The organism is Streptomyces sp. ISL-87 (assembly GCF_018614095.1).
Classification (GTDB): Bacteria; Actinomycetota; Actinomycetes; order Streptomycetales; family Streptomycetaceae; genus Streptomyces.
Genome location: NZ_JAGGOY010000042.1, coordinates 1 through 13,435 on the forward strand (window position 1 = coordinate 1; position 13,435 = coordinate 13,435).

Here is a 13,435-nt window from a genome sequence, read left to right on the forward strand (position 1 = left end):
ACTAACGCGGAGCAGCACTAGTCCGGGGTGCGAGACCTGGGGCTGCTCCCCGGTTGCCAAACCTGGGGCCGTGCCCGCGTGTGAAACCTGGGGCCGTGACCGGGTGTGAAACCTGGGGCCGTGCCCGGGTGTGAGACGTGGGGCCTCCCGGGGGAGTGAATCCTGGGGCCCGCGCCCGGGTGTGAAACCTGGGGCTGCAGCCCAGGGCGCGAGGGCTGGCTCCGCATTCTCGGGGTGCGGTACCTCGGGCAGCTACCCCGGGGTGCGATGCCTGCGCCGAATCTGAGCCCGGGGCCCCGGAGGGTCAGCGGCGGCGGGCCGTGACCGTCTTTTCCACCGCGAAGAGCTCTTCCTCCACATGGTCCAGCGCCAGCCGCAGCGCACCCGTGGCCACCGCGGCCTCGCCCAGCAGGGACAGCGCCACCCGCGGCGGGCGCAGGCAGTACCGCTCCAGCTCCCGGCGCAACGGGTCCAGGACGCCGTCGAGCCCGGCCGCCCAGCCGCCGACCACCACCAGCTCCGGATCCATGGCCAGGACCAGCGCCGCCACGTCGTGCACCAGCCGCTGAATGAATCGCTCCACCGCGGCCACCGCCTGCGCGTCGCCCCGCTTGGCCTTGGCGAAGACCTCGGCGACGGCCGGTTCGTCCAGCGGATGCAGCGGTTCTCCGGTCGTCGACAGCAGCCGCTCGGGCGTGACCTCCCGCCCCAGCAGATGCAGGGCTCCGATCTCGCCGGCCGCCCCGCCGAACCCCCGGTGCAGCCGCCCCCCGATCAGCGAGCCGGCCCCGGGGCTCAGCCCCGCCATCACGAACACCATGTCGTCGGTGTCCTGCGCGGCGCCCTTCCAGTGCTCGGCGACCGCCGCCGCGTTGGCGTCGTTCTCCACCTGCACCGGGCAGCGGAACGAGCGCCGCAGCCGCTCCCCGAGCGGGAGCCCGGTCCAGCCAGGCAGGGCCGTACCGAGGCGGACGGTGCCGTCCGCCTCCACGATCCCGGGGCTGCCGACCCCGACCGCCCGCAGGGAGTCCCGCGGGACTCCGGCCCGGCGCAGCAGATCAGCCACCGCCGCCCGGACCTTCTCCAGCCGCTCGTCGGCGGACGCCGTCTCGGCGACCTCTTTGGTGCCGGCGCCGATCACCCGCCCGTTGAGCCCGGACAGCAGCACCGCGATCCGGTGCGAGCCGATCTCGATGCCGAGCAGATGGCCCGCCTCGGTCCGGAACCGGAACCTCCTGGCCGGCCGCCCTTGACGCCGTGTGCCTTCCTCGACGCCGGCCTCGACGACGAGCCCGGTGGCGATCAGCCCCTCCACGACCCCCTCGACGGTGGGTCGGGAGAGCCCGGTCACCCGGGTCAGGTCGGTGAGTGTCGGCGATTCGGCCGCGCGCAGCGCACGCAGTACCACGGCGGAATTGATCCGCCGGAGCAGAGAGGGGTCCCCGCCGGTCAGCTGCCCCAACGTGTGTCCTCCCAGCTAGCGAGCATGTCAGCCGGATCGTACTGCCCAGTCGGTGCGGCGGCGAGAAGCGGCCCCCCATCGGCCAGAATCAGCCGATCCCCTCACGCGGGAGCGACGAATCCGGACTCGTACGCCGTGATGACGGCCTGGGTCCGGTCCCGCGCCCCCAGCTTCGCCAGGATCGCGCTCACGTGAGACTTCACCGTCTCCGTACCGACGATCAGCTCGCGGGCGATCTCCACATTGGTCAGCCCCTTCGCCATCAGCCGCAGCACCGACTCCTCACGGTCGGTCAGCGCGGCCCGTTCCAGTGCCGCCCGCGCCTTCCGGTTGCCGTACTCCGCGGCCAGGGCCCGCACCGCCGCGGGGAACAGAAGGGTTTCCCCCTCCGCCACCAGCCGCACCGCGTGCACGATCTCCGCGGGCCGGGCCCGCTTCAGCAGGAACCCGTCCGCCCCGGCCCGCAGCGCCTGGTAGACGTACTCGTCGTTCTCGAACGTGGTCACCACGAGGATCTTCGGCGGCGAGTCCACCGTCTTCAGGACCGCCCGGGTGGCCTCGATCCCGTCGAGCAGGGGCATCCGCACGTCCATCGCCACCACGTCCGGCCGCAACTGCCGGACGAGCGGGACCACGGAGGCCCCGTCGGCGGCCTCACCCACCACTTCGATGTCGGGCTGGGCATCCAGGACGGCACGCAGACCTGCGCGCACCAGGGGTTCGTCATCGACGAGCAGTACGGTAACCGGCATCCGGTCAGCGTATTCGGTCCAGCGGAAGCCGGGCGCGCACCCTCCAACTGCCCTCGTGCGGTCCGGTCTCGGCCTCCCCGCCGAGCAGTGCGGCCCGCTCCCGCATCCCGCGCAGCCCGCTACCGCTGCCCGACATGACGGTGGGCCGCTCCGGCAGGGGGTTGGCCACCTCCAGGTCCAGCCGGTCCGCGGTCATCTCGATCCGTACTCGTACGGGCACGGATCCGCAGTGCCGCAGCACATTGGTCAGCGCCTCCTGGAGGATCCGGTACCCCTCCCGGGTGACCGGCCCGGGCAACTTCTCCAGCGGCCCCGTCAGTTGTGCGTCGACGGCCGCGCCGGAGGCCCGGGCCGACTCCAGCAGCCGGTCCGCCTCGGCCAGCGTCGGCCGCTGCGACGGCGGCTGAGCCGACTCCCGCAGTACCAGCAGTACCCGTTCCAGATCCTCCAGCGCGGCCCGGCCGGTCTCCTCGATCGTGCTCAAAGCCCGGTCGGTGAACTCCGGATCCCCGGCGGCCCGCGCGGCTCCCGCCTGCACCACTGCCACGGTCAGCGCGTGTCCGATCGAATCGTGCAGCTCCCGCGCTATGCGGGTCCGTTCCAACAGCTGCTCGGTACGCGCCTCCAGCGCGGTGAGCCGCTCGGCGGCCGACGGCCCCAACAGCCGGCGGGCGAAAACGGTGATCACCTCACCGAGCAGGATCACGATGACGATGAGCAGGATCAACGGCACGGGCGCGAGCAGCGCGGCGGCCCAGCGCGGGGGAACGAAGGGCAGCAGCGGATCCGCGTTCAACGGCTGTCCGAGCGCGAGCGCCGTCAGTTCGACGGTCATGACCGGGAGCAACACCGTGGGCATCATCGCGGCGATGGAGACGACAAGCCGTATCTCCAGCCACAGCAGGGTCCGCCACCGGTCGCTCCACCGCGCCGACGCGGCGGTGCTGATGCTGCTGTCGGCGGCGTCCTGGTCGTTCGGGGTGAGCAGGAACCGTGCCTGCAGCCCCTCGGCCAACCGCACCCAGGGAACCAGTCCCAGCGGTATGACGATGAGCAACGGCACCCACGGAGTCCGGGGCTCTATGAACATCCAGACGGCCAGCATCAGGGTGGGCACGCACAGGTGCAGCCATCGTGAGTAGGTCACTGGCCGAAGTGGGGCACGGAGCAGTCGGTACATGCACACATCGTGACAGGGGGCAGCTCAGCGGCGTCTCCCCCACGTGGGGGAGACAGGACCCTCGCGTGGGGGAGGAGGAGGGATGGGGCGGGCGGCGAATCTTGAGCCATGAACAGCATCGAGATCCGAGAACTGACCAAGGAATACGGCCGCACCCGGGCCGTGGACCACCTCACCTTCGACGTTCTGCCCGGGCGGGTCACCGGCTTCCTGGGCCCCAACGGCGCCGGGAAGTCCACCACGATGCGCCTGCTGCTTGGGCTCGACCGGATCACCTCCGGGACGGCGACCATCGGCGGGCATCGGTTCACCGACTTCACCGAGCCGCTCCGCCGGGTTGGCGCACTCCTGGACGCTCAGTCCGCCCACGGCGGGCGCACCGCCCGGGACCATCTCCGCTTCCTTGCCGCCGGCAACGGCATCCCGATGCGGCGGGTGGACGAGGTCCTGGAGCAGGCGGGGATCGCGTCGGCGGCCAAGCGCCGGATCAAGTCCTTCTCGCTCGGGATGCGCCAGCGCCTCGGCATAGCGGCCGCGCTGCTGGGCGATCCAGGTGTCCTGCTGCTCGACGAGCCGACCAACGGCCTCGATCCCGAGGGCATCATCTGGATACGTGAGCTGCTGCGCGCCCTCGCCGCGGAGGGACGCACCGTCCTGGTCTCCAGCCACCTGATGTCCGAGACCGCCTCGTTCGCCGACCACCTCGTCGTACTCGGCCAGGGAAAGCTGCTCGCCAACACCTCGATGGAGGAGTTTATCGATGCCCGCAGCACCCCGCGGGTCCGGCTGCGCACCTCCGACCCCATACGCCTGCGGGCGGCCCTAGCCCGGGACGGCTTCGAGCTGGTGACCGCCGACGACGGGCGCTGGACCGTCGACGGCATTCAGGCCGGCGAGATCGGCAGCATGGCGGCTCGCGAGGGAATCCCCGTGCTGGAACTGGCCGACGAGCGCGCCTCGCTGGAGCAGGCCTATCTCGATCTGACGGCCGACCACGCCCAGTTCACCGCCAACCACTGACCCCTTTCACTTCCAAGGAGGCTTCGCCATGAGCGCCGCCCTGCCCACCATCCCCGTCCTGCACTCAGAATGGATCAAGATGCGGTCCCTTCGAGGCACCCTCGGGGCGCTGATAGCCATCTTCGCCGCCACCGCCGGGATCCAGGCGCTGACGGCCGCGGCGATAGGCCAGTCCGAGGCCGGCGCCATGGGGGACGACCCTCTCCTCGCGGCCTTCTACGGCATCAACTTCGGCCAGGTGGCCGCCTTCGCCTTCGGCGCGAGCGCCCTGTCCGCCGAGTTCCACAACGGAGCCCTGCGCACCTCGCTGTCCGCGGTGCCCAACCGCACCCGGTTCTACCTGTCGAAGATCGCCATGGTGGGCGGACTCGCCTTCGTGGTGGGCCAGATCACCGGATGGGTCACTTTCGTGGCCGGTCAGGCGTTCATGGGGCCCTACCGCCTCGATCTGGGTGCCCCGGGCACCGTCCGCGCGATCTTCGGTAGCGGTCTGTACCTCGCGCTCATGGCTCTGTTCGCGGCCGGGCTCACGGCGGTACTGCGCAACGCAACGGCCGTACTGAGCCTGCTCATACCCTTCGTCCTGATGGTGTCCTTCGTCATCGGCGCGACTGCCGGGGGCGTGGCCCAGTTCCTGCCGGACCGCGCCGGGCAGATCATGATGCGCGCGGAGCCTGTGGGCGACCTCGGTCCCTGGACCGGACTCGGCGTGGCGGCCGTGTGGGTGGTGGCAGCCCTGATCGGAGGCTGGCTGGCCGTGCGACGGCGTGACGCGTGACGCCGCACCAGTTGTCAGTGGGGCCCGGAATACTGACGGTATGACCACGGCAGAGCATCTCGACACGATCGACCGGCTCCGGGAACAGGGATTCCCCGAGGTCCGGGGCAGGTCCGAAGCGGGTATCAGCGGCCCTGGCTACCACCTCGCCGAGTTGGGCGCGAGCCGCTGGTACGGGGACGAGGACGCAGCCGACCGGATAGCGCAGGAGGACCAGATCTCCGCCGAGTTCGGGGCTCTGACCCTGCGGCTGGAGGAGCGCTGGGGGGCGGCCGACACATTCAGCCTCGACGGACTGAGGCTGAGAGCGGGCAGCGGGGAGGTGGCTTCGCCGTGGCGGGAGATCGGCGACACCTGCGACCACCTCAACCTCTGGCGGGCCGGTGACCGCTGGGTCGCGGTCTACGCGGCCCGGTGGGGAGCCGACCACTCCCCGCAGCTGATGGCGGCGGTCACCGTGATCGACCCGCCCTAGAAGGTGCCCGGGGAGGGTTCGGCGGCTGCGCGGAGGCGGGCGTACTCCTGGGCCATGGACTCCGCGGTCCAGTGGGCGTTGAGGCCGCTGGGGTTGGGGAGGGCCCAGATCCGGGTGGAGCCGATGGTCCGGTCCTGGGGGCCGATTTGGGCCAGTCGTTCGCCGAAGGCGGTGCGGTACGCGGTCACCCCGACCACCGCCAGCCACTGGGGGCGCAGCAGTTCCACCTTGGCCGTCAGGATGCGGCCGCCCTCGCGGAACTCCTCGGCGCTCAGCTCATCGGCCCGGGCCGTGGCGCGGGCCACGACGTTGGTGATGCCGAGGCGGTAGGCCAGCAGCTCCTCCTGCTCGGCGGGAGCCAGGCGGCGCGGGGTGAAGCCCGACAGGTGCAGGACAGGCCAGAAACGGTTGCCGGGGCGGGCGAAGTGGTGGCCCGTCGCGGCGGAGAGGAGACCTGGATTGATTCCGCAGAAGAGGACACGCAGACCGCCCGCGACCACGTCCGGGAGGACGCGGTCACGGGCGGCGTTGAGCTCGTCGGGGGTCAGAGGATCGACCCCGGCGTGTACCCGGCGGCCTCCGGGTGCTGCTTGGCGATCGCCTCGATACGGGAGACCACTGCCGCGACCTGGTCGCCCGCGGCGCCCGTGAAGGACAGCTTGTCGGCCATCAGCGCGTCGAGCTGGGCACGGTCCAGCGGCATCCGCTCGTCGGCGGCCAGCTTGTCCAGCAGCTCGTTGCGCTCGGCGCCCTGCTCGCGCATGGCGAGCGCGGAGGCGACCGCGTGCTCCTTGATGACCTCGTGGGCGGCCTCGCGACCGACACCCGCCCGCACCGCGCCCATCAGGACCTTGGTGGTCGCGAGGAACGGCAGGTAGCGGTCCAGCTCGCGGGCCACGACGGCCGGGAAGGCGCCGAACTCGTCGAGGACCGTCAGGAAGGTCTCCAGCAGGCCGTCGAAGGCGAAGAACGCGTCGGGCAGGGCCACCCGGCGGACCACGGAACAGGAGACGTCGCCCTCGTTCCACTGGTCGCCGGCCAGCTCGCCGGTCATCGAGGCGTAGCCGCGCAGGATGACCATCAGGCCGTTCACGCGCTCGCAGGAGCGGGTGTTCATCTTGTGCGGCATCGCTGAGGAGCCGACCTGGCCGGGCTTGAAGCCCTCGGTGACCAGCTCGTGGCCGGCCATCAGGCGGATCGTCTTGGAGATCGAGGACGGGGCGGCGGCCAGCTGCACCAGGGCGGTGACCACGTCGTAGTCGAGCGAGCGCGGGTAGACCTGGCCGACGGAGGTGAAGGCCTGGGCGAAGCCGAGGTGGGCGGCGATCCGCTGTTCCAGGTCGGCCAGCTTGGCGGCGTCGCCGCCCAGCAGGTCGAGCATGTCCTGGGCGGTGCCGACCGGGCCCTTGATGCCGCGCAGCGGGTAGCGGCCCAGCAGGTCCTCAAGGCGGTCGTAGGCGACCAGCAGTTCGTCGGCCGCGGTGGCGAAACGCTTGCCCAGAGTGGTCGCCTGCGCGGCGACGTTGTGGGAGCGGCCGGCCATGACCAGCTCGGCGTGCTCGCCGGCCAGCTTGCCGAGGCGGGTGAGGACGGCGACCGTGCGGTCCCGGGCCAGTTCCAGCGAGAGCCGGATCTGGAGCTGCTCGACGTTCTCGGTGAGGTCGCGGGAGGTCATTCCCTTGTGGACGTGCTCGTGGCCGGCGAGGGCGTTGAACTCCTCGATCCGGGCCTTCACATCGTGCCGGGTGACCTTCTCGCGCTCGGCGATGGAGGCGAGGTCGACCGTCTCCAGGACGCGCTCGTAGTCGGCGAGGGCGGCGTCCGGAACCTCGATACCGAGGTCCTTCTGGGCGCGCAGGACGGCGAGCCACAGCCGCCGCTCCAGCGTCACCTTGTACTCGGGGGACCACAGGACGGCGAGCTCCGCGGAGGCGTAGCGGCCGGCCAGGACATTGGGGATGCGGGGCTTGGCTGTCACGTGGAGGAATTCTACTTGGGCCGCGGCTGTGTATTTACGCAGGTAGGGACCCGGCCCCCGATTGTGCCTTGCTACGAGAGCGGGTCGGCCGCCGGAGTCTCGAACGGCAGCAGCTCCGGGCGCTTGGCCGGGCGGCCGTCACCGCTGGAGCGGCCCGTCAGGCGGCGGCCGACCCAGGGGATGAGGTGTTGCCGGGCGAAGCTCAGGTCCTGGGAACGGCGCACGGCCCAGCCCGGCGGCACCGCGGCCGGCAGTTCGGCGCGCCAGTCCTCCTCGGGCGGCAGACCCAGGGTCTGCCACACGGCCTCGGCGACCCTGCGGTGGCCCTCGGCCGTCAGGTGCAGCCGGTCGACGTCCCACATGCGCTGATCGGCGAGCGCGGGGGCCCCGTACAGGTCCACCACCAGCGCCCCGTGCTGCTCCGCGAGCTCCTCGATGATGGCGAAGAGCTCTTCCATGCGGGGCCGGAACCGCTCCATCACCGGCCCGTTGCGCCCGGGGGAGCGCATCAGGACGAGGTGCTTGCAGGAGGGGGCGAGGAGGGCCACGGCTTCTTCCAGCTGCCCGCGCACCCGGCCCATGTCGACCTTGGGGCGCAGCGCGTCGTTCAGCCCGCCCACCAGGGTCACCACGTCGGCGCCCATCGCCGCTGCCAGGGGGGCCTGCTCCTCGGTGATCTGTCCGATCAGCTTGCCGCGGACCGCGAGGTTCGCGTAGCGGAAGCCGGGCGCGCGGTTGGCGAGCCGGGCGGCGAGCAGATCGGCCCAGCCCCGGTAGGAGCCGTCCGGGAGCGCGTCGGACATGCCCTCGGTGAAGGAGTCGCCGACAGCGACAAAACTGGTGTAAGACGCATTCATCTCCATGGCGGGAGCGATGCTACCGCGCAGTACCCCTGTCCCGTAGGCGGGGCAGGGGTACGCGACGTCGTCACCGTCAGGCGGAGGCCGGCCTGCCGAACAGCTCGCGCAGCACGTCCTCCATGGTCACCAGGCCCGTCATGGCGCCGTCGGGCCCGAGTACCGCCGCCAGATGCGTACGGCTGCGCCGCATGGCGGTCAGCACGTCGTCCAGCGGGGTCTCGGCGCGCACCTGCGCGATTGGCCGCAGCGCGGACACCGGGAACGGCTGGTCGCGTTCCGTCGAGACCGCGTCCAGGGTGTCCTTGACGTGCAGGTAGCCGAGGATCCTGTGGTCCGCGTCGACCACGGGGAAGCGCGAGTACCCCGACTTCGCGGACAGCCGCTCCAGCCCGGCCGGCGTGATGCCCTCCCCGGCCGAGACCACCCGGTGCGCCGGCAGCACCACATCGGTGACCGGCCGGCGCCCCAGCTCAAGGGCGTCGTGCAGCCGCTCGCTGGCCCGCTCGTCGATGAGCCCGGCGGCACTGGAGTCCTTGACGATCAGGGCCAGCTCGTCGTCCGAGAAGGTCGCCAAGACCTCGCCCTTCACATCCACCCGCAGCAGCCGCAGCAGGGCGTTGGCGAAGGCGTTGATCGCGAAGATCACCGGCCTCAGCGCCCGGGTCAGCGTCACCAGCGGCGGCCCCAGCAGCAGCGCGGTGCGCACCGGCTCGGCCAGCGCCACGTTCTTCGGCACCATCTCGCCGAAGAGCATGTGCAGGTACGTCGCCAGCGACAGCGCCACCACGAAGGAGATCGCGTGCGACACGCCGCCCGGTACCCCGAAGAAGTCGAACACCGGGGTCAGCAGGTGCGCGATGGCCGGCTCGGCCACCACACCCAGCACCAGGGTGCACAGCGTGATGCCCAGCTGGGCCGCCGCCATCAGCGCCGACACGTGCTCCAGGCCCCACACCACGGCGCGGGCCCGCCGGTCGCCCTGTTCGGCGTACGGCTCGATCTGGCTGCGCCGGACCGAGATCAGAGCGAACTCCGCGCCGACGAAGAAGGCGTTGACGACCAGGGTCGCCAGGCCGATCAGCAGCTGGATCGCGGTCATCGGGTCCCCCTCCCACCCTCGTCAGCCGGCTCCACCGGCGCGTGCAGCAGCACCCGCGCGGCCCGCCGCCCGCTCGCGTCCACCACGTCGAGGCGCCAGCCGTCCAGCTCCAGGCTGTCGCCGACGGCCGGGATCCGGCCCAGCTCGGTCGCTATCAGTCCGGCGAGCGTCTCGTACGGGCCGTCCGGCACCCGCAGCCCTATCCGCCGCAGCTGGTCTGTGCGCGCGGCGCCGTCCGCGGAGTACAGGAGGCGCCCGGAGGCGTCCGTACCGGCCGGGGCCAGGTCCGGGGTCTCGTGCGGGTCGTGCTCGTCGCGGACCTCGCCGACGACCTCCTCGACGATGTCCTCCAGCGTGGCCACACCGGCCGTGCCGCCGTACTCGTCGATCACCACGGCCATCGTCTGCTTGCCGGACAGCCAGTCCAGCAGCCGGTCCACCGTCAGCGACTCCGGTACGAGGAGAGGCTCGCGCAGCAGCTGGGAGACCGGGTGGCGGTGCCGCTCCTCGGCCGGAAGCGCCAGGACGTCCTTGATGTGGACGGTGCCCACCACCGAGTCGAGGCTGCCCCGGTAGACGGGGAAGCGCGAGAGGCCGGTGGCCAGGGTCGCGTTCGCCACGTCCTCGGCGGTGGTCTGCACGTCGAGGGCGGTCACCTGGACGCGCGGGGTCATCACGTTCTCCGCGGTCAGGTCGGCCAGGTTCAGGGTCCGCACGAAAAGCTCGGCGGTGTCCTTCTCCAGCGCGCCCGCCCTGGCCGAGTGCCGCGCCAGTGCCACCAGCTCCTGGGGGGTGCGCGCGGAGGCCAGTTCCTCGGCCGGTTCGAGGCCGAACCGGCGCACCGTGTGGTTCGCGGTGCTGTTCAGATGGCCGATGAGCGGCTTGAAGACCCGGCTGAAGACCCGTTGCGCGGTGGCCACCCGTTTGGCGATGGCCAGCGGCGATGAGATCGCCCAGTTCTTGGGCACCAGCTCGCCGACGACCATCAGTACCACGGTCGACAGCACGGTGCTGAGGATGAGGGCGGTGGAGGAGGCGGTGCTCTCCGACAGTCCCATGGCCTTGAACGGGCCCTCCAGCAGGGCGGCGATCGAGGGCTTGGAGATCATGCCGATGACCAGGCCGGTCACGGTGATGCCGAGCTGGGCGCCGGAGAGCTGGAACGTCAGGCTGCGGACCGCTGCCAGGGCGCTGTCGGCGCCGCGCTCGCCGCGCTCGACGGCTCGTTCGAGCTCGCTGCGCTCGATGGTGGTCAGCGAGAACTCGGCCGCGACGAAGACTCCGCAGGCAAGGCAGAGCAGCAGCGCCACGACGAGCAGGAGCACTTCGGTCATCGGTCGTTCACCTCCGTCCCATGATCAGCCAGGAGGAGGGGTGCCGCGCGATGTCGGGTACTTGGAGGCTCGCCCATGGGCGGACGCTCACACCTTTCACTCAAGAGGAACTGTTGCCTACATGGTAAAGGACAGGCAAAGGCGATGGATCATTCTTTTGGCGGAGCGCACCCGGATGATGGGATCCTCATATGAGCGATCTCCGCGTCGGGCCCGCGTCCACGGCCGATCTCACCGCCGTGCTGGACTTCTGGAAAACGGCCGCCGAGGGAACGAGTATCAGCGACGACCTGGCCGGCGTCGAGCGGCTCCACGACCGCGACCCGCACGCGCTGCTGCTCGCATGGCGCGACGGCGAACTGGTCGGCACCGTGATCGCCGGGTTCGACGGCTGGCGCTGCCACATGTACCGGCTCGCCGTGCACCCGGAGCACCGCCGCCGGGGAATCGGCTCGGCACTGCTGGCCGCCGCCGAGGAGCGCTTCGCGGCGCTGGGCGGGCGGCGCGTGGACGCGATGGTGCTCGACCGCAACGAGCAGGCCCACCGGGCGTGGGAGGCGGGCGGCTACCACCCCGAGGAGCACTGGACGCGCTGGGTCAAGCCGATGAGGTAGACGAGGTAGGTGTTACTCGGGGGACCGGCGGGCCGTGCCGATGACGCAGTACGAGGTGGGCAGGGCCGGGCCGCGGTCGGGCAGCCGGAAGCTGCGCCGCGAGACGATCCGGAAGCCGGCGGCCTCGATGGCGGCGAGGGGGTCGCGGGCGGTGTGGCACCCGCCGAAGAGGTGGGGCCAGATGGTCCGGTCCAGCGTGCGCTGGAGGGTGGCCATGCCGGGGCGGTCGGGGGCCAGGCCGTGCTCGAAGAAGCGCAGCTCGGCGTCGGGGCGGAGCACGCGGTGGAGCTCCGCGAGGGAGCGGGCCAGGTCTCGTACGGTGCACAGCACGAGGGAGGCGACGGCGCCGTCGAAGGCCTCGCTCTTGACGGGGAGGGCCTCGGCGGCGCCGGGTACGACGTCCACGGGAACCTCGGAGCGGAGGGCGGCCTCGACCGCGAGGCGGCGGAGGGTGCGTTCGGGTTCGACGGCGACCACTTCGGACACGGCGCGGGGGTAGTGGGCGAAGTTGAGGCCGTTGCCGGCGCCGATCTCGATGACGCGGCCGGAGAGGCCGTGCAGGAGTTCGCGGCGGAGGGGGGCGATTCCGCCGCGGGTGTCGGCCTGGACGCTTATGCGGGCGTAGAAGCGGGCGAAGAGGGGGTGGTGGACGGCGTCATGGGGCGGGGGCGGGTTGTTGCGCGGTTGCATGACGGGCCTCCGGGGGTGGGAACGCCGGTGCGCTGGCCGCCTCTGCGCTGGCCGCTGTGTGGAGGGGCGCGTACCACCAGGTTGCCCGGTATTGGGCGGGTCATCCCTCCGGGGCCGTGCCTTGCCTGGCCGGGGCCTGGCCGGGCCTTGGCCGGGGTTTGCCGGGAGCGGTGTGGGGGCTGGTGACGGGGGCGGGGTGGGGTGTTGTCCGGGACTGCATGATTTTTGGCGCCCTGGCCGGGTGGACATGCGGGGCGGGACTGCGCGCCACAAATCACGTTTTACGTCCCGGACAACACCCCACCCCGCCCCCGGCACCGGGAGTGTCCCGCGCGGCCCTGGCCGGGAAGGGGTTCGGCGCCGCCCCGGCACCGGGAGAGTCAGTCCGGCCCTGGCCCGGGAAGGGTTCGGCGCCGCCGCCTGGTCCGGCAGGGTTCGGAGCGTTGGCGGTCGTGGACGGCGGGGGGTGGTTAAGACGGCCAGGTGGACAGGAAGGTGGGCTGGGACCAGGTGCCGTGGAGGGGTGGGGCCAGCCAGGTGGGGGCCGATGTGCGGAAGGTGGTGGGGGACAGGGTGCCCGCGCCCTGCGGGACGGCGCCCAGGAGGGGGGTGGCCGCGACCTTCGGGAGGTCGGCCAGGTTGCAGCGGGAGGCCAGGTCCGGGGAGGCGGGCCAGCTGCCGATCACCACGCCCAGTGCCTCCAACTGCCGGGCGCGCAGGGCTTCCGCCGTGAGCGCTGTGGAGTTGAGGGTGCCGAGCGCCGCCGGGGTGACGATCAGGACCGGGGCCGAGAGGAGCCGGGCGGCGTCGGCCAGGGTGTGGCCCGCCTCGTCGAAGCGGACCAGGAGGCCGCCCGCGCCTTCGACCAGGACCAGGTCATGGTCCAGGGCGAGTCGCTCCGCCGCCTCCGCGATGTCGCCGGGCGACAGCGTGGGCAGGCCCGAGCGGCTGGCTGCCCTGTCCGGGGCCAACGGCTCCGGGTAGCGGGCCAGTTCCACGCCCGTCACCCCCGCCCCCGCCAGGCGTATCACTTCGGCGGTGTCGCCCGGTTCGGTGGGGCCGACGCCCGTCTGGGCGGGCTTGAGGACCGCCACCGAGCGGCCAGCGGCCACCGCGGAGGCCGCGATCGCCGAGGTGACCACCGTCTTGCCGATTTCCGTGCCGGTGCCCGACACGACGATCACCGTCATGGC

General features: G+C 71.8%; 14 protein-coding genes. 4 read left to right on the top strand and 10 right to left on the bottom strand.

What is annotated here, in order from left to right; all coding sequences use genetic code 11:
- Positions 1-304 precede the first annotated feature (304 nt).
- From J7I97_RS15970 to J7I97_RS15980, 3 genes are all read right to left on the bottom strand, one after another.
- A complete protein-coding gene (locus J7I97_RS15970; RefSeq protein WP_214935380.1) occupies positions 305-1,462 on the bottom strand; it encodes an ROK family transcriptional regulator in 1,158 nt (385 codons plus the stop codon).
- 101 nt (positions 1,463-1,563) lie between these two features.
- On the bottom strand, positions 1,564-2,214 hold the full coding sequence (locus J7I97_RS15975; RefSeq protein WP_214935382.1) for a response regulator transcription factor: 651 nt from the start codon (positions 2,212-2,214) through the stop codon (positions 1,564-1,566).
- A 4-nt stretch (positions 2,215-2,218) separates the two neighbouring features.
- Positions 2,219-3,394, bottom strand: a complete 1,176-nt coding sequence (locus J7I97_RS15980) for a sensor histidine kinase (protein ID WP_214935384.1) — start codon at positions 3,392-3,394, stop codon at positions 2,219-2,221.
- 108 nt (positions 3,395-3,502) lie between these two features.
- Between J7I97_RS15980 and J7I97_RS15985 the strand changes: the two genes are divergently transcribed.
- Genes J7I97_RS15985 through J7I97_RS15995 form a run of 3 tightly spaced genes read left to right on the top strand, consistent with a single transcriptional unit; the run spans position 3,503 to position 5,667 of the window.
- The gene (locus tag J7I97_RS15985; RefSeq protein ID WP_214935386.1) at positions 3,503-4,414 is read left to right on the top strand and encodes an ABC transporter ATP-binding protein; all 912 of its coding nucleotides are present in this window, start codon (positions 3,503-3,505) and stop codon (positions 4,412-4,414) included.
- Positions 4,415-4,442: 28 nt separating this feature from the next.
- Complete coding sequence (locus tag J7I97_RS15990; RefSeq protein ID WP_214935388.1) at positions 4,443-5,192, top strand: ABC transporter permease; 750 nt, start codon at positions 4,443-4,445, stop codon at positions 5,190-5,192.
- 40 nt (positions 5,193-5,232) lie between these two features.
- Positions 5,233-5,667 (top strand): hypothetical protein, encoded by a 435-nt coding sequence (locus J7I97_RS15995; protein WP_214935390.1) that lies wholly within the window; start codon positions 5,233-5,235, stop codon positions 5,665-5,667.
- Here the strand turns inward: J7I97_RS15995 and mug are convergent.
- The 5 genes from mug to J7I97_RS16020 all read right to left on the bottom strand — a co-directional run bounded on the left by mug (position 5,664) and on the right by J7I97_RS16020 (position 10,938).
- Positions 5,664-6,215 (bottom strand): G/U mismatch-specific DNA glycosylase, encoded by a 552-nt coding sequence (gene mug / locus J7I97_RS16000; RefSeq protein ID WP_214935502.1) that lies wholly within the window; start codon positions 6,213-6,215, stop codon positions 5,664-5,666. The genes J7I97_RS15995 and mug overlap by 4 nt on opposite strands.
- Positions 6,212-7,645 carry an adenylosuccinate lyase gene (gene purB / locus J7I97_RS16005; RefSeq protein WP_214935392.1) on the bottom strand — a complete coding sequence of 478 codons (1,434 nt, stop codon included), beginning with the start codon at positions 7,643-7,645 and terminating at the stop codon, positions 6,212-6,214. The genes mug and purB overlap by 4 nt, the downstream gene beginning before the upstream one ends.
- Before the next feature lie 71 nt (positions 7,646-7,716).
- Entirely contained in the window at positions 7,717-8,508 is a 792-nt protein-coding gene (locus J7I97_RS16010) for an SGNH/GDSL hydrolase family protein (protein WP_214935393.1), read from the bottom strand.
- A 70-nt stretch (positions 8,509-8,578) separates the two neighbouring features.
- Positions 8,579-9,604 (bottom strand): hemolysin family protein, encoded by a 1,026-nt coding sequence (locus tag J7I97_RS16015; protein WP_214935395.1) that lies wholly within the window; start codon positions 9,602-9,604, stop codon positions 8,579-8,581.
- Positions 9,601-10,938, bottom strand: coding sequence for a hemolysin family protein (locus J7I97_RS16020; RefSeq protein ID WP_214935397.1), 1,338 nt, complete (start codon positions 10,936-10,938; stop codon positions 9,601-9,603). Before J7I97_RS16020 ends, J7I97_RS16015 begins: the two co-directional genes overlap by 4 nt.
- Positions 10,939-11,129: 191 nt before the next feature.
- Here J7I97_RS16020 and J7I97_RS16025 point away from each other — a divergent pair, with 191 nt between their 5' ends.
- Positions 11,130-11,552, top strand: coding sequence for a GNAT family N-acetyltransferase (locus tag J7I97_RS16025; protein ID WP_214935399.1), 423 nt, complete (start codon positions 11,130-11,132; stop codon positions 11,550-11,552).
- 12 nt (positions 11,553-11,564) lie between these two features.
- On the opposite strand, the gene J7I97_RS16030 is transcribed toward J7I97_RS16025, so the two are convergent.
- Positions 11,565-12,242, bottom strand: coding sequence for a class I SAM-dependent methyltransferase (locus J7I97_RS16030; RefSeq protein WP_214935401.1), 678 nt, complete (start codon positions 12,240-12,242; stop codon positions 11,565-11,567).
- A gap of 470 nt (positions 12,243-12,712) precedes the next feature.
- Positions 12,713-13,432 (bottom strand): dethiobiotin synthase, encoded by a 720-nt coding sequence (gene bioD / locus J7I97_RS16035; RefSeq protein WP_214935403.1) that lies wholly within the window; start codon positions 13,430-13,432, stop codon positions 12,713-12,715.
- Positions 13,433-13,435 lie beyond the last annotated feature (3 nt).

Coding starts and splice junctions, on each gene's coding strand:
- J7I97_RS16020 (WP_214935397.1), bottom strand. CDS start 10,938: ATGACCGAAGTGCTCCTGCTCGTCGTGGCGCTGCTGCTCTGCCTTGCC.
- J7I97_RS15995 (WP_214935390.1), top strand. CDS start 5,233: ATGACCACGGCAGAGCATCTCGACACGATCGACCGGCTCCGGGAACAG.
- bioD (WP_214935403.1), bottom strand. CDS start 13,432: ATGACGGTGATCGTCGTGTCGGGCACCGGCACGGAAATCGGCAAGACG.
- J7I97_RS15980 (WP_214935384.1), bottom strand. CDS start 3,394: ATGTACCGACTGCTCCGTGCCCCACTTCGGCCAGTGACCTACTCACGA.
- J7I97_RS16015 (WP_214935395.1), bottom strand. CDS start 9,604: ATGACCGCGATCCAGCTGCTGATCGGCCTGGCGACCCTGGTCGTCAAC.
- J7I97_RS15985 (WP_214935386.1), top strand. CDS start 3,503: ATGAACAGCATCGAGATCCGAGAACTGACCAAGGAATACGGCCGCACC.
- J7I97_RS15990 (WP_214935388.1), top strand. CDS start 4,443: ATGAGCGCCGCCCTGCCCACCATCCCCGTCCTGCACTCAGAATGGATC.
- J7I97_RS16010 (WP_214935393.1), bottom strand. CDS start 8,508: ATGGAGATGAATGCGTCTTACACCAGTTTTGTCGCTGTCGGCGACTCC.
- J7I97_RS16025 (WP_214935399.1), top strand. CDS start 11,130: ATGAGCGATCTCCGCGTCGGGCCCGCGTCCACGGCCGATCTCACCGCC.
- J7I97_RS16030 (WP_214935401.1), bottom strand. CDS start 12,242: ATGCAACCGCGCAACAACCCGCCCCCGCCCCATGACGCCGTCCACCAC.
- J7I97_RS15975 (WP_214935382.1), bottom strand. CDS start 2,214: ATGCCGGTTACCGTACTGCTCGTCGATGACGAACCCCTGGTGCGCGCA.